Origin of the sequence: Chryseobacterium vrystaatense, from assembly GCF_000737765.1 — a bacterium.
GTDB classification, from domain to species: domain Bacteria; phylum Bacteroidota; class Bacteroidia; order Flavobacteriales; family Weeksellaceae; genus Chryseobacterium; species Chryseobacterium vrystaatense.
Map to the genome: position 1 here is coordinate 293,803 of NZ_JPRI01000010.1, position 20,422 is coordinate 314,224.

Annotated in this window: 24 protein-coding genes; all 24 read left to right on the forward strand. The window is 35.5% G+C overall.

Going from position 1 to position 20,422, the window contains the following annotated elements; translation table 11 throughout:
* Nucleotides 1-292: 292 nt before the first annotated feature.
* Nucleotides 293-928: a hypothetical protein gene (locus IW16_RS21510; RefSeq protein ID WP_034749475.1), complete on the forward strand. Its 636-nt coding sequence runs from the start codon at nt 293-295 to the stop codon at nt 926-928.
* Between the two features lie 38 nt (nt 929-966).
* Nucleotides 967-1,263 (forward strand): DUF2695 domain-containing protein, encoded by a 297-nt coding sequence (locus tag IW16_RS21515; protein WP_034749477.1) that lies wholly within the window; start codon nt 967-969, stop codon nt 1,261-1,263.
* Between the two features lie 39 nt (nt 1,264-1,302).
* Nucleotides 1,303-1,761 (forward strand): hypothetical protein, encoded by a 459-nt coding sequence (locus IW16_RS21520; protein WP_034749480.1) that lies wholly within the window; start codon nt 1,303-1,305, stop codon nt 1,759-1,761.
* Between the two features lie 71 nt (nt 1,762-1,832).
* Entirely contained in the window at nt 1,833-2,513 is a 681-nt protein-coding gene (locus tag IW16_RS21525) for a hypothetical protein (protein WP_034749484.1), read from the forward strand.
* Nucleotides 2,514-2,673: 160 nt separating this feature from the next.
* On the forward strand, nt 2,674-3,168 hold the full coding sequence (locus IW16_RS21530) for a hypothetical protein (RefSeq protein ID WP_034749487.1): 495 nt from the start codon (nt 2,674-2,676) through the stop codon (nt 3,166-3,168).
* 57 nt (nt 3,169-3,225) lie between these two features.
* Nucleotides 3,226-3,885 (forward strand): hypothetical protein, encoded by a 660-nt coding sequence (locus tag IW16_RS21535; protein WP_034749490.1) that lies wholly within the window; start codon nt 3,226-3,228, stop codon nt 3,883-3,885.
* 203 nt (nt 3,886-4,088) lie between these two features.
* Nucleotides 4,089-5,126, forward strand: coding sequence for a hypothetical protein (locus IW16_RS21540; RefSeq protein WP_034749493.1), 1,038 nt, complete (start codon nt 4,089-4,091; stop codon nt 5,124-5,126).
* Between the two features lie 197 nt (nt 5,127-5,323).
* Complete coding sequence (locus tag IW16_RS21545; protein WP_165572015.1) at nt 5,324-7,405, forward strand: M48 family metallopeptidase; 2,082 nt, start codon at nt 5,324-5,326, stop codon at nt 7,403-7,405.
* Nucleotides 7,406-7,522: 117 nt separating this feature from the next.
* Nucleotides 7,523-8,479 carry a DUF2157 domain-containing protein gene (locus tag IW16_RS21550; RefSeq protein ID WP_034749496.1) on the forward strand — a complete coding sequence of 319 codons (957 nt, stop codon included), beginning with the start codon at nt 7,523-7,525 and terminating at the stop codon, nt 8,477-8,479.
* On the forward strand, nt 8,469-9,542 hold the full coding sequence (locus IW16_RS21555; protein ID WP_034749499.1) for a DUF4401 domain-containing protein: 1,074 nt from the start codon (nt 8,469-8,471) through the stop codon (nt 9,540-9,542). Before IW16_RS21550 ends, IW16_RS21555 begins: the two co-directional genes overlap by 11 nt.
* Nucleotides 9,529-10,017, forward strand: coding sequence for a GDYXXLXY domain-containing protein (locus IW16_RS21560; protein ID WP_034749502.1), 489 nt, complete (start codon nt 9,529-9,531; stop codon nt 10,015-10,017). The genes IW16_RS21555 and IW16_RS21560 overlap by 14 nt, the downstream gene beginning before the upstream one ends.
* A gap of 79 nt (nt 10,018-10,096) precedes the next feature.
* Nucleotides 10,097-10,759, forward strand: a complete 663-nt coding sequence (locus IW16_RS21565) for a DUF2461 domain-containing protein (RefSeq protein WP_034749506.1) — start codon at nt 10,097-10,099, stop codon at nt 10,757-10,759.
* A gap of 80 nt (nt 10,760-10,839) precedes the next feature.
* Nucleotides 10,840-11,229: a VOC family protein gene (locus IW16_RS21570; protein WP_034749509.1), complete on the forward strand. Its 390-nt coding sequence runs from the start codon at nt 10,840-10,842 to the stop codon at nt 11,227-11,229.
* Between the two features lie 420 nt (nt 11,230-11,649).
* Complete coding sequence (locus IW16_RS21580) at nt 11,650-12,420, forward strand: hypothetical protein (RefSeq protein WP_034749515.1); 771 nt, start codon at nt 11,650-11,652, stop codon at nt 12,418-12,420.
* A gap of 147 nt (nt 12,421-12,567) precedes the next feature.
* Entirely contained in the window at nt 12,568-14,178 is a 1,611-nt protein-coding gene (locus IW16_RS21585) for a serine hydrolase (RefSeq protein ID WP_034749516.1), read from the forward strand.
* Nucleotides 14,179-14,305: 127 nt separating this feature from the next.
* A complete protein-coding gene (locus IW16_RS21590; RefSeq protein WP_034749519.1) occupies nt 14,306-14,689 on the forward strand; it encodes a 5-carboxymethyl-2-hydroxymuconate Delta-isomerase in 384 nt (127 codons plus the stop codon).
* A gap of 229 nt (nt 14,690-14,918) precedes the next feature.
* A complete protein-coding gene (locus tag IW16_RS21595) occupies nt 14,919-15,530 on the forward strand; it encodes a TetR/AcrR family transcriptional regulator (protein ID WP_034749522.1) in 612 nt (203 codons plus the stop codon).
* Between the two features lie 27 nt (nt 15,531-15,557).
* Complete coding sequence (locus IW16_RS21600; protein WP_034749525.1) at nt 15,558-16,403, forward strand: sialate O-acetylesterase; 846 nt, start codon at nt 15,558-15,560, stop codon at nt 16,401-16,403.
* 132 nt (nt 16,404-16,535) lie between these two features.
* On the forward strand, nt 16,536-17,045 hold the full coding sequence (locus tag IW16_RS21605) for a DinB family protein (protein WP_034749528.1): 510 nt from the start codon (nt 16,536-16,538) through the stop codon (nt 17,043-17,045).
* Between the two features lie 46 nt (nt 17,046-17,091).
* Nucleotides 17,092-17,652 carry a hypothetical protein gene (locus IW16_RS21610; protein ID WP_131327953.1) on the forward strand — a complete coding sequence of 187 codons (561 nt, stop codon included), beginning with the start codon at nt 17,092-17,094 and terminating at the stop codon, nt 17,650-17,652.
* Between the two features lie 32 nt (nt 17,653-17,684).
* The gene (gene arr / locus IW16_RS21615; RefSeq protein WP_034749533.1) at nt 17,685-18,101 is read left to right on the forward strand and encodes an NAD(+)--rifampin ADP-ribosyltransferase; all 417 of its coding nucleotides are present in this window, start codon (nt 17,685-17,687) and stop codon (nt 18,099-18,101) included.
* Between the two features lie 109 nt (nt 18,102-18,210).
* Nucleotides 18,211-19,200, forward strand: a complete 990-nt coding sequence (locus IW16_RS21620) for a serine hydrolase domain-containing protein (protein WP_165572017.1) — start codon at nt 18,211-18,213, stop codon at nt 19,198-19,200.
* 4 nt (nt 19,201-19,204) lie between these two features.
* A complete protein-coding gene (locus IW16_RS21625; RefSeq protein WP_034749538.1) occupies nt 19,205-19,699 on the forward strand; it encodes a tetratricopeptide repeat protein in 495 nt (164 codons plus the stop codon).
* Nucleotides 19,700-19,792: 93 nt separating this feature from the next.
* Entirely contained in the window at nt 19,793-20,344 is a 552-nt protein-coding gene (locus IW16_RS21630) for a hypothetical protein (protein ID WP_034749541.1), read from the forward strand.
* The last annotated feature ends 78 nt before the right edge of the window (nt 20,345-20,422 follow it).

The following is a 20,422-nucleotide window of genomic DNA, read 5'->3' on the forward strand; positions in this document are numbered from 1 at the left end:
GGTCTCCAGCAGACTGCGGGAGACTTCCGGACCTCTCCTGAAGTTATAAACACCTATGTTGGTAACTTCCGTAGAGGTTGTTTTATTACAAACGTATATGTTTCTGACTTCCGGAGTCCCTGGGCAGATGACAAACAGGGTTGTGCAGGATTTTGGTAATTTTTGCAGAAGTATATCTTAAATTTTCAATAGCCAGCCTAAAAAAGATTTAAAAGACAATATTAATTCAATTACAGAGACATCATATCAACGTAATATGTAGATTTGATTATCAGCAAAAAACAGATATCATATGATTTCAACCAAAGATTACAGCCTACTACCAGGCACCGGATCACTGCAAAATATATGCAAGGCGATTTCCGTTTTGGATGCCATTCTCTCCCAGGAATGGGAATTCCGCTATTATTCCTACAACAATAAATGGTCAGACCAGGAAGAGTTTTTTGAAATGCGGAATGGTTCCGGAGATCAAATGCTTATTTTATTTCCACCAAACGGATGTGTTATCAATGGCTTTGCTCACGAGTATAGACAACAGGACAAACAAAAGTTAACAGTAAACCTACCCTCCCAATTTGATTCATTTATCTTTGGAGAACCTGTCAATTCAATCGGGACCACTTTTTGTCTGTGGACCACTGAAGAAAAAAACTGGCAAACAGGACAACTAGACAACGACGAAGACAATTCCGAAGAAATGTTGAATATATTCGACGGAAATCCTAAAACTTACATAAATTGGGCTGAAGAATATTTTGAAGACTGTTATAAAGAATCCGGAATCCCCCTGGAAACTGTAACAAAAATTTACGACGGTCAGGATCTGACAAAGGAAATGGTTTTAACTATGGTAGAAGAACTGGAAGATTGGGAACAGCTCAAGACTGATCTTGACGAGATTGGTTATCCATATAATTTTGAATAAACAAAAACGCTGTCAACACCAGAATATAATTATTGAGTATGGACAAAAAAGAAAAAGAGAGAAGAAAACAAATCCGAAATGAGCTAAGACAAAAACAACAGGAAGAATTTGAAAAAAACCTGCCAATGGAGAGACCCAGCTTCAAGGAATTATTTGACTGCCTGGATGATCAGTTACGAAAAATGGGCTGTGACAACACCAATAAATTAACAACAGGATTTTTGGAAAAGAATACAATAATAAATGTTGAAAATGTTTTAAGCTGGCTGGCTGAAAACGGAGGCTATTGTGACTGTGAAATTTTAGCAAATGTCGAACAAAAATTTGAAAAATGATTCAGTACAAAACTGAAATACAACAACCGTATTTTACCAATGGAACGACATCATAGAATATTTAATCAAATCACAGAACTTCTACAGAAAAAACTGGGAGAAAGAATTAAAGTTTACGAAGAAAACGGTTCTCAATATCTGGAGTTAACCGATTCTCCCTTTTGGCTCATGATCGACAAATCTGAGTTTACAGTAGGTTATGGCTTAAACCACACCCATTTTAGTGAAAGCTATAATAATTTAGAAGATGGAATTATTCAGGCTTTTGATTTATTAACCAACACCATTAAAACAACGGAATATATAAAAGGAAAAACTGTTTACAAGGTAACTACCGAAATAGAGTTTCCAAATTCGCAACTCATTAATATTGGCACTTCAGCATTCCTGGTATATCCATTTTGGAAAAAAACAAAGATAAAAAATTCACTATCAGAAAAAATAATTGAAAAAAAAGAAATTGAAGAAGATGTCCATTTTATATTGAACGAAAGATAATTTTAGAGTTAAATTATGTATGACCACTATCTTTAACATTACCTTTAAGAATCTTCTATCACTCAAATTTTATGAAACAGCAAAAAGTAGAACTTATACCTGTCGTTGAGATTTCCATATCCAATCCAAAAGTAGAATTACCCGAACATGGGCCCCATTGGGAATATTGTGAGGAGTGGGAAAATTATAATAATACCTGTAATGAGATCCTAGGCTTTTCTAAGCAACTACAATCATATAAAAAAGGTTCTTCCCTCTATGAAATCAGTACGATTTCTAATAAAGATGTACTGACGTTAATTCAACTTGAAATACAAAGACAACAGACGGATGAAGAAAAAGGCTTTGAAGATTTAACATGCCCTTTAGATGGAGGATATATACTTAAAGTTGATGGCCAGGATATTTTATATCCCCAATGCTGTTCGCATTTAGCAGATATTGAAGAATGGGAAAATTTAGTCGGTGATGATAATGAAGACCATTTTTATTCCGGTCATCCCTCCCCCAAAATTATCCAGTCAGATTCTCATGTAATTTTTGATTTTGTAAATACTGAAATTCAGGAAGCCTTCTCTCCTCCCATTTCTTTTAAGGAGATCCAAGTAAATAAATCCAGTCTTAGAATGGCCGTCGAAACAGCAAAAAAAGAATTGCAGCATTTTTCCAATCGTCTGGAGACTGTTACTCAGGAAAACAAACTGGGTATTGAAAAAATTGCAGAAATACTGGTCTACGGGGAAGGGCAATAAAAATAAAGACATCAATATAAAATATTGAATCTGGTGAGCAAAGTGCTCAATAAAAACGTTGAGTTAAAAAAGCCCGATATCCCTTCCCAAAATGACCAAAATCTATCATTATGATAGAAAAACAATGTGTACATTAGAATGTCAAATAATATTAAATCAGATGTCAGGAATAAAATTATTATTACTGAGTTTAATCCTATGTACATCATGCAGTAAAAAGCAGAAAAACACGGTAAGAGAACCCTACAGGAATTGGGGAACCCTTGAAATTAAAACAAGATATCAGACTTTAACCATTTCTAAATTTTCTGATTCTGCCGAATATTATTACATAACCGATAGCAAAGGAGAATTTAAAACTTTTACTGAACCCAAATATCAAGCAGAGAATGATAAACAGGAAAAGAAAAAAATATTTTTTACCAAAGCAGAAAAGGATAGCCTGAGTAAATATATTTATGAATCTGTAACTCAGCCGAAATTTACGAACGTTCTGGCAACAGATTATGTAGGAAACGTTGTTCTTAAACTTGATACGGGAAATATGAATTTAGTTTGTGAATATTATTCTGTAGGAGACTGGACGACAGTTTCGGAAAACACTAAAAAGATTTATGATCTGATCAGTAAAAAGATAAAGATATCAAAACAGTAAAGTCAAAACCATCCTAAAAAACTCAGAGAACGCTCAACCCCTTTACACAACAACAATATGCTCCCACCAGACCATTCAAAAATCATTAATAAAACAGCAAAAAAAATATTCACTCCTTATGGCATCAAACAAAAGGGGAAATCGAGAATCTGGCTTGACGATCAGGGCTGGTACACCACCGTCATCGAGTTTCAGCCGTTTTCGGGAAGGCAGGGAACCACGCTTAATGTCGGGGTCAACTTCAATTGGCATGAACAGACTTATTTTTCATTTGATATCAGTTACAGGCAGGATGTAGATTTTGTGGAATACGACGGAAATGAAGAAGTGTTTTCAAAAGAGGTTGAGAACTTTTGTGAACTCGCGCTCAACAAAGTACTTGAATACAGAGAACACTTCCAGAATCTCCAGAAAGCCAAATCATTCATACTAAGCCAGACCTACACCAGCGAGGACGTTTGGGGAAGTTATCATAAAGGAACCATCTGTGGATTGACCCATGATGCAGAAGAACGAAATTATTATTTTCAGAAATTGTTACAGGCCACCCATTCGGGAACATGGCTCAATGAATTAAAAGATCAGGTGAATCTTCTGATTGAGAATTCAGGTCAGCAAAATGAGTTTACAGAAAATATTCTGGAAACCATCAGAAAAACAAGAGCACTGAAAAAGCTTCCGGAAATTGAAATAGCCCCGCTGCCTCCCGTCAGTTAAAATCAAAGAAACCCTTATTTCAATGATAATCCACCCTCTCTGATTACAGGGAGGATTTTTTGTTTTAAATAAAGCCACGATGAAAAATAGCGAAAACGGGTTATTTCATCAGCTTTAGGTATTGCCTAGTTTTGAATTGTTCATTAAGAATACAGACTAGCCGAACACTGTTTAAAAAGTAGGCAAAATAAAAAACTTACATCATGGATTGCTCAACTAAACAAAATGATTTCAAAGATTCAATTTCACTCATTCAGGAAACACTAAAAAAAGAAATAAATGAAATTGTTGCTGCTACTCAAGGCAAAACAGAAGATCTGTCTGAAAAAGCAGAAGGAAATAATGATCTTACACAGGGCGTTATCACAGGTGCAGGTACTGCCATCGGCACCTCATTAGGAGGTCCTGCCGGAGGTGCTGCAGGCGCTTACGTGGCTGATTTTTTAACAAAATTCTTTGTCGTGGAAACTACAATGAATACCGTTAAAATCAGTCTGGACTTACCACAGGTTACAATTAAAGATCAGGATTGGATTTTTGATTTACCGGCGGTTACGGTTAAGGATACTGATATTATTTTTAATCTTCCTTCTATCAGAATGAAAAGAGTAAAAACAGGCGAATATCCCGAAGTTACCTGTCATGGATTCCCGCCTCAATGCACCGTAAAATGGTCTCCTATATGGGCAGATATACCGGAACCGTTTATGCAAGAACACAGAATCGTGATTGGAATTCCCGAATTCTACATGAACGAACAGAAGTTTGTGGTAGGCGTTCCGGAAATTACCATGGAACAGCAGGATATCAGCTTTGATCTGCCCTCCATTACCATCAAAACCAGAGCAGACATCGGCAAAGAAGTTTCAGACGAAGCAGCAGCATTAGCCAATGAAACCAAAATGCTGGTGGATCAAAAAAAGGAATCTTTAAAAGAAAGAATGAAAATTGAAATTGTACCCAAAGCAATTGCCATGATGAATTGTTTCAGAGATAATCTTACGGAACAAAAACAACTCATTTACAATGCTTTTGATCCGGCTATTAATCAGATTACAGAATCTCTGAAAAACCTCATCGCTAAATCTGTACCCGAAACCGATGATGACTACATCAAGGTAAAAAGTAATTTAGATGGTTTATTTGAAAAACGGAAAGAAGCATTGGCAAAAATCGACCAATCTCTGGTAGAACTCGAGGCCAGCGCAAAATTAACTATTGACTCGCTAACCAATGCCTAAATAAAACCAATACGATCGTTTGGGAACTTTTGAGTCATAAGACAAATTACGTTTTTAATAACACCCTCCACCGTCAGGAGACTTCGGAAAGCGATGGCTTCCCGATGATATAAACCGTTCTGGAAAAGCAGGACGGTTTTTTATTTTTTCTTGCCTCATTAAACTGATGTATGTATTATTGTAAAAAAATTATTTCCATGTATATTGAGGTTTCCGAGGATTTCAAAAAGAAAAGTAAATCCGCCGTATTCGCCATTGCTGTTTTTATTATTGTCTATATTCTAATGTTCCTTCTTACCGTTCTTTTAGCATTCGGGTGTATTGCCGGAGGAATTTGGCTCATTGCCATAAAACCTATGTTTTTAACCATTATGCTGGGTGCAGGGCTTGCCGGAACGGGAGGTTTTATATTTTTCTTTATCATCAAATTTCTGTTTAAGAGGCATATTAATGATCTCAGTTATCTTACCGAAATCAAAAGAACAGATGAGCCTGAACTTTTCAAAATGATTGATGACATCGTACAGGAAGCAGGTACAGATTTTCCTAAAAAAGTTTATTTATCCTATGATGTGAATGCCAGCGTTTTTTATGATTCCAGCTTTTGGAGTATGTTCTACCCGATTAAAAAAAATCTGACAATCGGACTTGGCCTGATCAACACTTCCACAAAGCAGGAGTTGAAAGCTGTTCTTTCACATGAATTCGGACACTTTTCCCAACGCTCTATGAAGGTAGGAAGCTATGTATATAATGTTAATAAGATTATTTTCAATCTGGTGAATGATGATCAGTCTTACCGTAATTCTATAGAAAAATGGGCGGGCATGAGTGGTTATTTTTCAATTTTTGCACTCCTTTCCCTTTTCATCACCCATAAGATTCAGTGGATTCTCACGAAAATGTACTCTTTTGTCAACATCCGTCATATGGCCCTTTCAAGGGAAATGGAATTCCATGCCGATGAAGTAGCTGCAAATATTGCCGGCTCTCTTTCATTGGAAGAATCTCTTCTGAGAATGGAACTTGCCAACAATTCGTATCAAAATGTAATTACATTCTACGAAGAAAGAATTTCGAAAAATCAGGCCAGCCAAAATATTTATAAAGAGCAGTTTTTTGTCATGAACTTTTTGGCTAAACACAGCGAACTGGAATCCAAATATGACCTGCCCCATGTCAAGAGTTCCGAATCCGGGCTTTTTAATAAATCAAAACTGAATATTGAAAACCAATGGGCCTCCCACCCTTCCAATGAAGACAGAATCGCCAGACTTCAAAAACTTAATATTATAAAAGATGCAGAAAATGGACCTGCCAAAAATCTTTTTGTGAATTTTGAAAAAACAGAAATAAAACTGACCGCTAAACTTTTTTCCAATGTAAAATATCAAAAAGGAAAAACTGATCTCGACTTACAAACCTTTATCTCAGAATTTGAAGAGCAGTACAGCAAAGATTCTTTTGATAAAATCTTCAACGGATACTACGACAATAAGAATCCTGATTTCAGTATTTCGGAAAATACTGTGGGGAAAGACCTATATTTTGATCAGCTTTTCAGCAAAGAAAAAGTAGAAATGGTGTACATATTAATTGCCCTTGAAAGCGACAAAAAAGTTATAGAAGCCATTATCCGCAAGGAAGTTATTTTAAAAACATTCGATTACGACGGCAAGAAGTACAATGCTTCAGAAGCGGGAAAACTTATTCCGCAAATCGATCATTCTATTGCAGAAATAAAAAGTCAGATCCATCAGAATGATTCGGATATTTACTCATACTTCCTGAAATCAGCCACGGATCATCACCGAAAAGATCAATTTGAAAATATCTACCGGAAATTTGCGGCTTATGATAACGAATTTGAAGCGAGGTTTAGTCTGTGTACAGAACTTTCCAATGCGACTGTATTCATTACCGAAAGAACTCCTGTCGAGCAGATCAGTAAAAACCTCAGCAGCCTTAAGCCTCTGGAAGAACAACTGAAAAAGGAAATCTTTCTGTGTTTAAATAATAATCATCTGACTGCAGATCTGGAGGAGCAGACTATAAAAGACCTAAAATATTATCTGGAAAAAGATCTTATGTATTTCAATAATGGTCAATATATCGACAGCCATCTGCAGCTTTTGATGACTTCGATCAATATGCTGACCTATTTTCTTCACAGACAATATTTTCTATTGAAAAAAGAGCTTCTGTCCACAATGAAAGATATTGAAGATCTTACCATCACGGAAAAGATACCTCATCATTCCCACTTAGATCAAATATAAACTGCACCATTAGAATTTGAGATAAAAATTCTGTCTGAAGGCTATATTTTTTGTAGCTTAGTTGTTCTGTACCCTGATCAGACCTATATCCATCAGGCACTAAAAAAAACACCACTCATGAAAAATCTCCAGCGGGAAGATATCCATATCATCAGCCGCCACAGCAATGTGACAGAACAGGGAATCGAAAGAGCCCTGAAAGAAAATATATACAATGATCAGGAAATGTGGCAGAAATTTCTTCGCCTGTTCTTCATCACTCTTGGTATTGGTTTTACCACGGCCGGAATTATTTTCTTTTTCGCCTATAATTGGGCAGACCTGAATAAATTTGCCAAACTCGGATTAACCGAAATCCTGGTCATCGCAACAACCATCATTGTTCTGCTTCCGAAAATAAACGCTTCTACCCGAAATATTATCCTTACCGGATCCTCATTTTTGGTTGGGGTCTTATTTGCCGTATTCGGACAGATTTATCAGACAGGCGCCAATGCCTACGACTTTTTTCTGGCCTGGACTCTCTTTATAACGTTGTGGGTGATGGTATCCGGCTTTGCTCCTTTGTGGCTGCTGTATATTGTTCTGATCAACACCACATTTTTTTTGTATACCGAACAGGTGGCCAAAGACTGGCCGGCAATACTGATCATCACTTTACTTTTTCTGTTTAATACAGCGATACTGATTGGCTTCATCTTTCTTGATAAGGATAAGAAAATTCCGAAGGTCCCGAAATGGTTTACCTATATTTTGGCTTTAGGTTCTGTGACCTTCGCTACCCTGGGAATGATTTTTGGAATTCTTGATGGATACGAACCTGTATCTCCTGCTTTAATTGGGATCGTCTTAGCGGTTTTTGCACTCGGAATATGGCATGGAATACAGTCAAAAAATGGATTTTATCTTTCGGTAATTCCGTTGAGTATGATCATCATTATTTCCGCTTTACTCCTTAAAATATCAGACAATGAAGGGATGTTTTTACTGATCAGTCTGTTTATCATCGTCAGTGTAACCCTGGTTATTATGAATCTGCTGAAACTTCAAAAAAAATGGAACCATGAGAAATAAAGAAGAGATCAAAGAACTGCTGGATTATTTCCGGACCACAGAAAATAATGATATAAAATTAGATGAAAAAGCCATCTACTCTGCCTATCAGAAAAATGATAATCATCAGTCTCTGTCCATAAAAATCCTGTCCATTTTTGGCGGAATTTTGGCAAGCATGGCCTTTTTGGCGGCTCTGTTTATCACAGGAATATACGATTCCACTTCAGGTTTGTTGATATTTGGGACACTTTCAATCATTGGAGGCGTATTCATCAATAAGATTTATAATAAAACGGTCATCGATACGGTAAGTGTGTCATCTTATCTTATTGGATTTATCTTGATAGGCGTAGGTCTGTCCAAAATGAAAATGGACCCGAATACATTAAGCCTTGTTTTTATTCTGATTGCTGCAGTCTCATTAGCGATCGTCAGAAGCTATATTCTTGCCTTTATTTCTGTTTTAATTATCTGTGGAGGAATACTTGCGCTGATCATATCCAATGATCATTTTGATTGGGCTCATCTGTATACCTCCTGTCTTGCCACCATCGTAACAGTACTATTTCTGAAGGAAGCAAAAATAATCTCAACGCATCCATCGTTTTCCAAATTATATGATCCGGTTCGCATAGGATTGGTTTTTTCATTTTTGGCAGGATTGGTTCTTTTGAGCAAAGGCGATCTTATTGACGTACCGGGAGATCATCTTTGGATATCATCCATTGTGATTATTTTGAACATTCTCTATGTACTTTCTCAGCTTTTCAAAATATTGAATATTTCCAAGCCGCAACAAAAAGCAGGAATTTATATCCTAAGTATTGTAATCCTGTCACCAACGATATTATCCCCTGCGATATCAGGAGCTATTTTAATTATTCTTTTAAGCTTTCTGGTGAATTACAAAACCAGTCTGGTCATTGGTATTGCTGCCTTCATTTACTTTGTTGCACAATATTATTATGACCTTCACTTTACCCTGCTTACCAAATCCATTATTTTATTTTCGTCAGGTATTTTGTTTCTGGGGCTGTATTTATTAACTCATAAAAAACTGACATCGAATGAAAAAGTATAAATGGATCATCATATTGCTGAACCTCATCATTCTGTTGGTGTATTTCAACTATTCTGTTTCTAAAAAAGAAGAACTTTTAAAAGACGGACAGTTGGTTCTTCTACAGCTTGCTCCTGTTGATCCCCGTTCTCTGATGCAGGGCGATTACATGAATTTAAGGTATGCCATATCAAACAATACAGGTACGGAACATCTTCCTAAAAGAGGCTATTGTGTTGTACGTCTTGACAGCAAAGGGATCGCAGAAAAAGTAAGATTCCAGAAAGAAACAACACCATTGAATAAAGATGAATATTTGATTAAATACACAGCTCCCAACGAATGGAATATTAATATCGGAGCAGAATCTTTCTTCTTTCAGGAAGGGCAGGCAAAGAAATATGAACGTGCAAAATATGGCGGTGTAAGAATTGATAAAGATGGAAACAGCCTGCTGGTAGGACTTTATAATGAGCAATTAAAAAATATAAAATAAAACAGAGGGTAAAGATATTGATCTGGCTGCAGACCATAAAGCTGTTCAAAATTTTAACCTCTAACATTCATAGAACAAAATGAAACAAGCACTTGAATTTCTTAAACTTCTAAGCCAAAATAACAATCGGGAATGGTTTGCCAAAAATAAATCTGAATATGATTCTGTGGCTAAAGAAAATAAAGCCTTCTTTAATCAGATCTACACCGAACTTCAGGAACATGATCATTTGAAAGACATTCATATGTACAGGATTTACAGGGATCTCCGTTTTTCCAAAGATCAGTCTAATCCTTACAAAACCAATTTCGGCGTTGGATATTCCCGTTCAAAACCGATGTTGAGAGGAGGATATTATATTCAGATAGAACCTAATAACAGTTTTGTAGGCGGTGGATTTTGGGGACCTGAAGCCAAAGATCTGCTTCGTATCCGCAAAGAATTCGAGATCAATACCTCAGAAATAGAAAAGATTACCGCTGATGAAACCTTCGTCAAATATTTTGGAAAAATCAATGGAGAGTCTGTAAAAACAGCTCCAAGAGGTTTTGACAAAAATCATCCCGCCATAGATCTGATCAGAAAAAAGCAATATGTAGTCATGAGGAAATTTACAGATAAGGAAGTTATGTCGGGCAGCTTTCAGAAAGAAGCGGTATTAACCTTATTAGCGATGCGTCCTTTTTTTGATTATATGAGCGATGTGCTTACTACCGATTTAAATGGTGAACCATTATTTTAAAAGTATGACTGCCTATGATCAAAAGCTGTTCTGTTTCAGAATGGCTTTTTTGTTATATTTACTATCCTTAAAATGTATCCATGAATACAACATTTGACTCCATCATCCTGTACGTTAAAAACGTTGAAATACTTAAAAATTTCTATGTAGAAAATTTTAGTTTAAAAGTGATTGAAGAAGATCCGGAATGGGTTCTTTTGAATGCAGGAGCAATACATATCGGACTTCACAAAATCGGGGATCAGTATCTCGATACAATTGAGGAAGGTTATCAATTTGACAACAATACAAAACTTGTTTTTCAAATTGATACAGATATCGTGTCAGCCAGGCATGAATTGGTGTCAAAAAATATCCAGATGAGAGAAATCAAAACATTTGATCACTACGATTTTTGGCTGTGTGACGGAACTGACCCGGAAGGGAATGTATTTCAGTTGAAAAAGAAAAAAACTGAACTCCCTTTATGAATAATGTTTTTAGGGAACCGGCTGAGCCTTTCACATTTTTCGGCTATTCTGATTTTTTGATTTTAATCATTATTAATCTTATTCTATATGTCCTGCTCACAAAGCAATTGTTAAAACTAACCAGAAAAGTTAAAATCGTTGTCGGAATATTTTTTCTCATCATAATCCCATTGGTTTCTACAAAAATTGAATTAAGCAATGTTCACAATAAATTTCAGATTGTTGATGGATTCAATGTTTTATATATACTCCTTAAAATTCCAGTTTGGTGGATTATTGGGATTTTAAATATTTATATAATTAGAATAAAAATGAAAAATTACTGTTGAAGGCTCCATTAATTTTTATCAAAAAGTAACGATAAGAATGGGATAAGGAAAATAAGATTCCTTTGAAACTATATAAAAACAATTCTCAAAAATGAAATTCAAAATATTAATTCTCCTGTTCACTTTTTCCATTATTAAAATTTTTGCAACCAGCCAGGAGCCTGACAGAATCATCATCAACAACAAAGAATATGCTCTTCTGAATAATCCTTTGGACAAATATTTTGAAAATCATCCTGATGATCATCCCATCTACGGGCATAAGATCAGGATGTTCAATAAGTACAAAAAAAAAGTCCTGCCTATACCTTTCCGTACAAGCAATTACAGGGGTTATATTGCCCTATTCAAAATTGAAAACAATCAATTAAGCCTGGTAGATCTTAAAGTGCAAAAGATTAATTCAAAGAAGAGGAAGTATATTTCTGTTTATCAGAAATTGTTTGGCAACAAAAAAATCGTTCTTAACTATTCCGGAATACTGATTATACCAACAGGAAAATTCATTGAAGCTGCCAATTTCGGGTATTCTTCACTATATGATCAATACCAACTGATGACTGTGAAGAATGATACAGTTGTAAAAGAAAAACAATTGAACAAAGATGAATTTATCGGATTTAAGGTGAATCGGTTTGATGAATATAAAAAAACAGAAGATTACAAAACGGAATTAAAAAATTATCTCAATAGTTGGGAGGAAATGAAAAAATCAGAACTCTCTGAAGAAAATACCAAGGGAATGTCTCAAGAAGAAATTACCGAATTAGAAAAAGAATATGAACACGCTCCCACTGAAGAATATATTGATAACTTTTTATTTCTGACCAGAAATACCGATTTTGTAATTATAGATTATTAACATACGCAACATTCTAAAACCGTTCTACATTCCAGAGCGGTTTTTTCAGGTATATAATCCCCCAACTATCTTCCCTACTTTTATAAACATTTATGCGTCCGGAATGTAACACCAGCCCGATGACAAGTGTCTTATCTAAAAAACTAAATGAGATCTATTTTAATCTGTATTATTTTATTAGCAGCATCTAACACTCTTTCTTCACAAAAATCCAGGCAACTGGAAAAATTATTCGCAGCCTATGATAAAGCTGGTCAGTTTAGCGGCTCTGTTCTGATTGCTGAAAAGGGGAAAATTATTTTTGAAAAAAGTTATGGCTACAGAAATGCCCCTAAGAAAGAAAAAAACACCAATAACAGCCTTTACAGAATTTATTCAACCACGAAAATATTTACCACCGCTGTTATTCTGCAGCTGGAAGAGCAGGGAAAATTATCTGTCAATGACAAACTCTCCAAGTATTATCCAGATTTCCCGAAGGGTGACAGCATCACTCTCGCCAATATTCTCTCCCATACTTCAGGAATTCCAAGTGATGAAAATTCTGATAATACTGTTGATGAAAAGACTCTTATCAAATATATCTCTTCAAAGCCATTGGATTTTTCACCAGGCACAAACTGGAACTATTCCAATTCCGGATTTTATATTCTTGGGCATATCATCAAAAAAGTGACAGGATTAGACTATGACAAAGCGATAGAAAGTTATATCCTGCAGCCATTGCAAATGACTCATACCGGATTTCATTTCGATAGTCTTACCAATGAAAACAAAGCCTTGGGATATGAATTTTTATCCGATCATTTTTCTAATGAAGGATTGCGCTTCAAAACAGATCATCCTTTTGCCGCAGGAGCAATGTATTCTACCGTTGAAGATCTGTTCAAATTTAACGAAGCTCTTAAAAATTACAAAGTCCTGAAGAAAGAAACTATGGATAAAGCGATCACTCCCTATCTTAAAGATCATTACGGACTCGGCTTTCAGATTTCAACCGTTTTTGATAAAAAAAGAGTGGGCCATGATGGCGGCGGTCCCGGTTACCGATCCAGATATTACAGAGTTTTAGATGATGATATTTGTGTGATTGTAATGTCCAATTCTGAATTGTCACACACCGATTTCATTATCCCAACCATTGAGAAGATATTATATGAAAAGCCTTACAGCATCCCGGCAATAGGGAAAACTGATCCAAAAAACCTAACAAAAGTGGCTGGAACTTATTCCAACGAGAATACAGATTTCTTTATCTCTATCATAGATGGAAAGATTATTTTCAGAGAAAAAAGTCACTCCATGTGCTCGTTAATTCCTGTCAGTAATACAGTATACCAACTGGATGAGAAGTTTACCTGTACTTTTAAACCGGGTTTAACCAGGGAAACCGATTCAGTAACTATTCATTTCCGTGATGGCAGTGTAAAAACAGCAACAAGAAGCGACAAAAATTTTGTGTGGGGAATTATTGGAGATGCTACACCTAACGGCTGGGACGGAAAAGATATTTCGCTGCAGACTGATCTTAAAAATCCCAATATCTATTTTCTTAAAAACTACAGGCTGAATAAAGGAAAATTAAAATTCAGATTTGATAATGACTGGGGATATAATCTGGGACTGAATAATGATGGTAAAAGTATCGCCATCAACGCCTATGATTTTCTAATAGAAGAAACTGGAGTTTACGACATTATACTGGATATGACCAATCAGGTAAAGCCACAGTACAGTATCAAAAAATCGGTTCAGTAAAAAAATAATATTCATACAACACATTTTCAAACCACCCTGCTATCAGGGTGGTTTTTTATTTTGTGTACTAATTGAAATTTTTCCTTATTTTTAAATTACCTGAAATCAACCCACAAAAATATTATGTATGCCTCATTTCATTATAGAATGCTCACAGAATATCCTTCAGCAGAGAACACCGGAAGACATAATAAATGTTGTTTATGAAGCAGCCGATGCAACAGGATTGTTTGCTCCCAATGATATAAAAGTAAGACTCAAGCCATACGAACATTACAGACTTGGGGACCAGAAGGAAGATTTCCTTCATGTTTTCGGATATATCATGGAAGGACGCAGTACAGAACAAAAAGCAGAGCTCTCAAAACAAATCTGTACTCAGCTTACCGGCTTATTCGCTGATATCTCTTTTCTCTCCGTCAATATTAATGATTTTGAAAAGGCCACTTACTGCAATAAAGCACTCATTAATCCGGAAAACAAAGATAACAACCGTCATTTCGGACTATAATCCAAAGATCAGAAAGCAATTTATGATCTTCTTGAAGAATACTTTTTAAAACTGGATGCCATCAGCAGGATTACAAAATAATAAATTTCCCACGCAGCGAAAGTATTATCATTCATTTATAAAATTTTTAACCTCTAGTCTTTTTGTATATATCTAAAAATAATATACATTTGCATTCATAATTAAATGAACGTTCATTTAATTATAAATAACTGATAAAAAGACAAGTATGCGGACGCGTGATCTTAACAAAGAAAATATGATTAAACAAAAAGCAATTGAAATCATCGTAAAAGATGGATTGGATGGCTTTACTATTAACAAATTAGCGAAAGCATGTAATGTCTCTGTAGGTACTCCTTATGTGTATTATAAGGATAAGGATGATCTCATTGTCAAATTGGTTATAGAGGCAGGAAATAAAATGGAAACAGAAATCAATGAAGGCTTTGATCCGAATTCTACCCTGGAAGAAGGACTCCGTGTACAGTGGAAAAACCGATATCATTATGCAATCAAAAATCCCCTTGTTATGCCTTTCTTTGAACAGATTACCCATTCTCATTACAGTCATCAATTTGCTGAAATGTTTAATGAAAAACCGGGAATGTTTATGAGCGAGTTTAAGAACAATCTATTAAATTTCGTCCATAATACCGTACAGCGCGGAGAACTTGAGGAAGTCCCATTTGAAATTTTCTGGTCTGTCGCTTTTTCTCCGCTGTATACCTTATTACGCTTTCACCAACAGGGAAAAAATATCAACGGATTACCTTTTGTTTTAACGGATGAAATGGTTTGGATTACTTTCGAAAAGGTCTGCAAAGCACTAAAAAAATAAAGAACAGCATAATAAGCAACAGGTACAATGACACACTCATTTTTAATGATAGGCCAATCTAATATGGCAGGCCGCGGTTTTCTGAAGGAAGTCCCTCCTATCTATGACGAAAAGATTAAAATGCTGAGAAACGGAAGATGGCAAATGATGGCTGAGCCCGTTAATTACGACCGATCTACTTCAGGGATCAGTCTGGCAGCTTCTTTTGCTTCTTCGTGGCGTCTATTCTGTAATCAGCAGGATAATATTGCATTAATTCCATGTGCCGATGGTGGTACAAGTCTGGAAGACTGGTCTGTAGAAGGGGCATTATTTCAGAATGCTGTCCTTCAGGCAAAAGCCGCACAAAAAATAAGCACACTGAGCGGAATTCTGTGGCACCAGGGAGAGAACGACAGCAACGGACAGAAGCATCTGCTCTATAAAGAAAAATTAGCCCTGATTATAAAAACCCTGAGAGAAGAGCTTAATGTTCCGGACATCCCGCTGATCGTTGGGGGATTGGGAGATTTTTTACAGGATGGTATTTATGGTCCGTATTTTAACGAGCATCATGAAGTTAATGAAGCCCTCATGCAATTTGCAGAGGACCACGAACACTGTTACTTTGTTTCTGCTGAAGGCTTGACTGCTAATCCGGACCATATTCATTTTAATGCTGCTTCCCAGAGAAGATTTGGGATCAGATATTTTAAAGCTTTTCAGGCAAAAACTCACATCATGCAACCATTACCGGATGAGGATGAGATTTTAGAAATTATTAATAACAGAGTATTGACAAAAAACGAAAAACGTGAGAATCTTCAGTATCAATTTGCTATGGGAGCTATCACTGCAGATGAATTTAAGATACAGCTGACAAAACTTAATTGATCAATAGGATATAATTTATCCTCAGAAACAACAAAAACCGATCTTTTTCTGATCGGTTTTTATTTTCGCAAAATTCAATCGGTATTTTATTTATTTTTAGGTCACCAAATTTTAACCAAAATATTAATCATCATGAATTTAAAAACGCTAATCGATCACACTGTACAATACAATAATTGGGTAGTCGGTAAATATATTGACTGGCTGTCAACCAAGTCCGATGAACAGCTGAACCAAGAGGTAATCTCAAGTTTTCCAACAATTTTAGCAACTCTTCATCACATCTGGCAGACGCAGGAATACTGGTGGAGCCATATTGCAGAAAACAACGATTTCGATTTTGAAAAAATTTCAGCTTCACTGACTAAAGAAGAAATTTTTACCGGTATAAAAAATAATTCTCAAAAGCTGGTAGATTATGCAGAAACTTTATCCGAGGAGGATCTGGCCCAAAATGTGAAAATCGAATCTCCGTGGTTTCAGTGTGATTTTTCCAAATATGAATATATCCAGCATGTGATCATTCATGGGACTTATCACAGAGGACAGATCGTAACGATGGGAAGAAACGTGGGAATAACGGATGCCCCAATGACAGACTACAACTTCTGGAATGTTTATAAGGATTCTCAAACAGAATAAACACCAGAAATAATAGAGTATTCAAATTTAGCTGATCCATGAATTTATGATAAAAAGAATAATTATAATATCTCTTATTTATGCACTTCTAGTGATAGCCATCACTTTGACACTGTCACAAAAAGGTGATGGTTATCTGATTGCCATCGTTATTTTAAGTATTATTTATGCTTTTCTGGTTGTTGCTTTAGTTTATAAAAAAAATATTTCCACATTTAAACAAAAAAATAACAAGCTAACTTATACAAGCTCCAGCTTCAAAGACTTACATAAAATTTCAACAAAACCATTTTTGTTTGGGCTGGAAAACAAAATCATCTCCGATCATGAATTTTATTTTGATGATGCAAACTTTTATGCCATCAATAAAGACCATCAGACCGCAAAATTTGATTTAAAAGATATTACAGAAATAAGTAAAACAACAGTTCAAATTAATAACAGCCGTATCTGGCAGGTAAAAATTAATACCAACAATGAAGAAGTGATCTTCAAATTCGCGCACAATTACACCCTATGGAACAGGAATTTTCTCGACTTCTATCAGAAAGTTGAGAAAATGAATCCTTCTTTGATAAAATCAAAATGGAGTATTTGGAGTATGTAAAAAAAAGACCGTAAAATAAAAAACACCGCTTTATGAATTCAGACCTTATTCAGGAGACCCCCATCTACTATCACGGCACTAAAGCAGATCTCAAAACCGGCGACCTCATCGAAATTGGTTTCAGTTCAAATTATGGAACCAAGAGAAAAGCAAAGTATATTTACCTTTCTGCGACTTTAGAAGCCGCAACCTGGGGTGCAGAACTGGCCTATGGAGATGGAAAAGAAAGAATCTATATTGTGGAACCGACAGGCCCGATTGAAGATGACCCCAATTTAACAGATAAAAAATTCCCCGGCAATCCTACCAAGTCGTACCGTTCTCTCCATCCATTTAAAGTTACAGGAGAAGTTACAGAATGGCAGGGCCATTCTCCGGAACAGCTCAAAACCATGAGGGATCACCTCGAAAAACTGAAACAACAAGGCATTGAAGCCATTGAAGATTGATTGTACTACGACCCGAATATTTATGAAAATTACAGGTAAGATTTTAATATTTTTTATTCCATTTTTATTTTCTCAGAAAGCATTTTCTCAGGATATTCACACTAAAAAAATGGATGATTATATCCGTTATATTCAGAAAAACGATTTAGATATAGGCTCTATTTCTGTCTTTCAGAAAGGAAAAAAAGTGTATTTTAAATCTTTTGGAAACATCGAAAAACAAAAAACAGACAGAAACACAACCTATCAGATTGGATCTGTTACCAAACTGTTTACAGCAGTATTAATTTTTAAAATGGTTGAGCAGCATAAAATATCCCTCAATGATCCGTTAAGTAAGTACTTTCCGGAAGTAAAAAATTCCGGTAAGATCACCATCAAAAATTTACTGGAACACTCCAGCGGCCTGAATAACTATGTAAAAAAAGATGAGAAAATAATCTGGCTCAAAGATCCCAGAACCGATCAGGAAATCATGCAGGAGATTACTGGTCAAAGGATTTTATTTTCACCTGATGAGAATGTCTTTTATTCCAATTCCGGATATTATCTGCTGGGAAAGATCATTGAAAAAGAATATGATAAAAATTACAGCGAAGTTTTGAAAGAACAGCTTACAAAACCCTTCCAGCTTTCCCAAACAAAATCGGCACTTGAAAATCCCAAACAAATTACGGGTTCTTATATTTTTGAACGTGACGTCTGGCAGCCAGCCAAAGATTTTTATTTTAAAAACATTGTAGGCGTTGGGGATATTTCTTCCAGCACCGAAAATTTAAACCGGTTTATCAATTTATTATTCAACTATAAAATTCTGTCAAAAGAAACTGTTGATATCATGAAACCCGTTATCGGAAAGGAAATCTACGGTAGAGGATTGATGACATTTAATTTTCATACTGTTGATTTTTACGGAAATACAGGCGGAACTTATGGAACAAATACTATCGTGATATTTGATGAGAAGACGGATACTTCTATCACCTTAATCATAAACGGAGAAAGATATCCAAGGAATGAATTCATAAAGGATATAGTAGATATCATATACAATAACACTATAAAATTTCCTGAGAACGCCGATAAAAACACCTATTAAAAAGATGACAGATTTTAAACTTTGGGAAGCAGAATTAAAAACAATTTGGGATCAATTGGGTGTAATTTCCAATGATGCTTTTATTGATAAAATTAAAATACATACAGATAAAATACCCAGTGATCAGCCAGGTGCCATTGCTGATTTTGAAAGGGCATGTGCTTTTGACTCAACCGGATTTGAGAAAAATGCGGAACCACTTTACAGATCGGCTTTAGAATCAGGTCTTACCGGACTGCGCAGAAGAAGAGCTAGAATCCAACTGGCCAGTACACTACGGAATAATGGCAAAATAGATGAAAGTATTGAGATCCTCAGGGAAGAAAAAGAGAACTACTCCGATGAACTGGATGATGCCGTCAATGCCTTTTTAGCGCTATCCCTTTCGTCAGCCAATCGTGATAAAGAGGCTCTGTCACTGGCTTTGGAATCACTGTCCGTACATTTACCGAGGTATAATAAGTCTGTATATAATTATTCTAAGCAAATTATTAAATAGAAATTTAAAATTTTGAAATAAAAAGAATGCTTCTATAAGTTTTAAGCAAAATTACCGTTCTCAGTTTAGAACTTTTACCCTAAAACTAATCCAATGAGTTCGAAGGAAATATTAATGATTCCTATTTTAAAAACTGACATGAAAAACATTCCTTTAGTCTTCATACTCCTTTTGCTGCTTTCCTGTGAAAGCGATAAAGAAAGACTTGCAAAAGTTGAAAAAGAATGTTCTGCTAAAACTGCCATTGATGGTTTTAATATTTCTTTCTTTGGGTATTTTCCAAAAGATGCAGATTCTGTTGGGATCACCATAAAAAGAGGGAATCAAATCATTAAAAATTACACCGATAAAATACCTGATGTTATTTCTGATTCTTTAAGAAATCAAAGAAATTATATATTAAAAAATGACCTGCTTTTAACCGATACTGTTTTTATAAAAATCAAAAATGAGCCCGTTAAAAAGATCTATGATTTCAAATACCTGGTCAGATCCCATTACACCATGATGAGTAAGGGCTGGGGTTGTGATTTCTATGAGATGAAAATTGACGGTAAAATCATCCAGAGTCCATCCGTAGATTTTACCGCTAAAAACTGGAAGATTATTGAAAAAAAAGACTTCCGTGATTATTATCATTTTTGATTGTATTCAAAATATCACGTCCATCTTCCACTTTTTTTCACTTTACAGATCTTTCCGTTCTGTTTCTTTTTGTAATTT

What these genes read in the sequence shown, in the direction of transcription:
- IW16_RS21600 (WP_034749525.1), top strand. Translation starts at nt 15,558, where the DNA reads ATGACACACTCATTTTTAATGATAGGCCAATCTAATATGGCAGGCCGC.
- IW16_RS21595 (WP_034749522.1), top strand. Translation starts at nt 14,919, where the DNA reads ATGCGGACGCGTGATCTTAACAAAGAAAATATGATTAAACAAAAAGCA.
- IW16_RS21590 (WP_034749519.1), top strand. Translation starts at nt 14,306, where the DNA reads ATGCCTCATTTCATTATAGAATGCTCACAGAATATCCTTCAGCAGAGA.
- IW16_RS21530 (WP_034749487.1), top strand. Translation starts at nt 2,674, where the DNA reads ATGTCAGGAATAAAATTATTATTACTGAGTTTAATCCTATGTACATCA.
- IW16_RS21520 (WP_034749480.1), top strand. Translation starts at nt 1,303, where the DNA reads ATGGAACGACATCATAGAATATTTAATCAAATCACAGAACTTCTACAG.
- IW16_RS21540 (WP_034749493.1), top strand. Translation starts at nt 4,089, where the DNA reads ATGGATTGCTCAACTAAACAAAATGATTTCAAAGATTCAATTTCACTC.
- IW16_RS21585 (WP_034749516.1), top strand. Translation starts at nt 12,568, where the DNA reads ATGAGATCTATTTTAATCTGTATTATTTTATTAGCAGCATCTAACACT.
- IW16_RS21550 (WP_034749496.1), top strand. Translation starts at nt 7,523, where the DNA reads ATGAAAAATCTCCAGCGGGAAGATATCCATATCATCAGCCGCCACAGC.
- IW16_RS21625 (WP_034749538.1), top strand. Translation starts at nt 19,205, where the DNA reads ATGACAGATTTTAAACTTTGGGAAGCAGAATTAAAAACAATTTGGGAT.
- IW16_RS21605 (WP_034749528.1), top strand. Translation starts at nt 16,536, where the DNA reads ATGAATTTAAAAACGCTAATCGATCACACTGTACAATACAATAATTGG.
- IW16_RS21565 (WP_034749506.1), top strand. Translation starts at nt 10,097, where the DNA reads ATGAAACAAGCACTTGAATTTCTTAAACTTCTAAGCCAAAATAACAAT.
- IW16_RS21535 (WP_034749490.1), top strand. Translation starts at nt 3,226, where the DNA reads ATGCTCCCACCAGACCATTCAAAAATCATTAATAAAACAGCAAAAAAA.
- IW16_RS21570 (WP_034749509.1), top strand. Translation starts at nt 10,840, where the DNA reads ATGAATACAACATTTGACTCCATCATCCTGTACGTTAAAAACGTTGAA.
- IW16_RS21525 (WP_034749484.1), top strand. Translation starts at nt 1,833, where the DNA reads ATGAAACAGCAAAAAGTAGAACTTATACCTGTCGTTGAGATTTCCATA.
- IW16_RS21555 (WP_034749499.1), top strand. Translation starts at nt 8,469, where the DNA reads ATGAGAAATAAAGAAGAGATCAAAGAACTGCTGGATTATTTCCGGACC.
- IW16_RS21515 (WP_034749477.1), top strand. Translation starts at nt 967, where the DNA reads ATGGACAAAAAAGAAAAAGAGAGAAGAAAACAAATCCGAAATGAGCTA.
- IW16_RS21580 (WP_034749515.1), top strand. Translation starts at nt 11,650, where the DNA reads ATGAAATTCAAAATATTAATTCTCCTGTTCACTTTTTCCATTATTAAA.
- arr (WP_034749533.1), top strand. Translation starts at nt 17,685, where the DNA reads ATGAATTCAGACCTTATTCAGGAGACCCCCATCTACTATCACGGCACT.
- IW16_RS21610 (WP_131327953.1), top strand. Translation starts at nt 17,092, where the DNA reads ATGATAAAAAGAATAATTATAATATCTCTTATTTATGCACTTCTAGTG.
- IW16_RS21560 (WP_034749502.1), top strand. Translation starts at nt 9,529, where the DNA reads ATGAAAAAGTATAAATGGATCATCATATTGCTGAACCTCATCATTCTG.
- IW16_RS21545 (WP_165572015.1), top strand. Translation starts at nt 5,324, where the DNA reads ATGTATATTGAGGTTTCCGAGGATTTCAAAAAGAAAAGTAAATCCGCC.
- IW16_RS21620 (WP_165572017.1), top strand. Translation starts at nt 18,211, where the DNA reads ATGGATGATTATATCCGTTATATTCAGAAAAACGATTTAGATATAGGC.
- IW16_RS21630 (WP_034749541.1), top strand. Translation starts at nt 19,793, where the DNA reads ATGAGTTCGAAGGAAATATTAATGATTCCTATTTTAAAAACTGACATG.
- IW16_RS21510 (WP_034749475.1), top strand. Translation starts at nt 293, where the DNA reads ATGATTTCAACCAAAGATTACAGCCTACTACCAGGCACCGGATCACTG.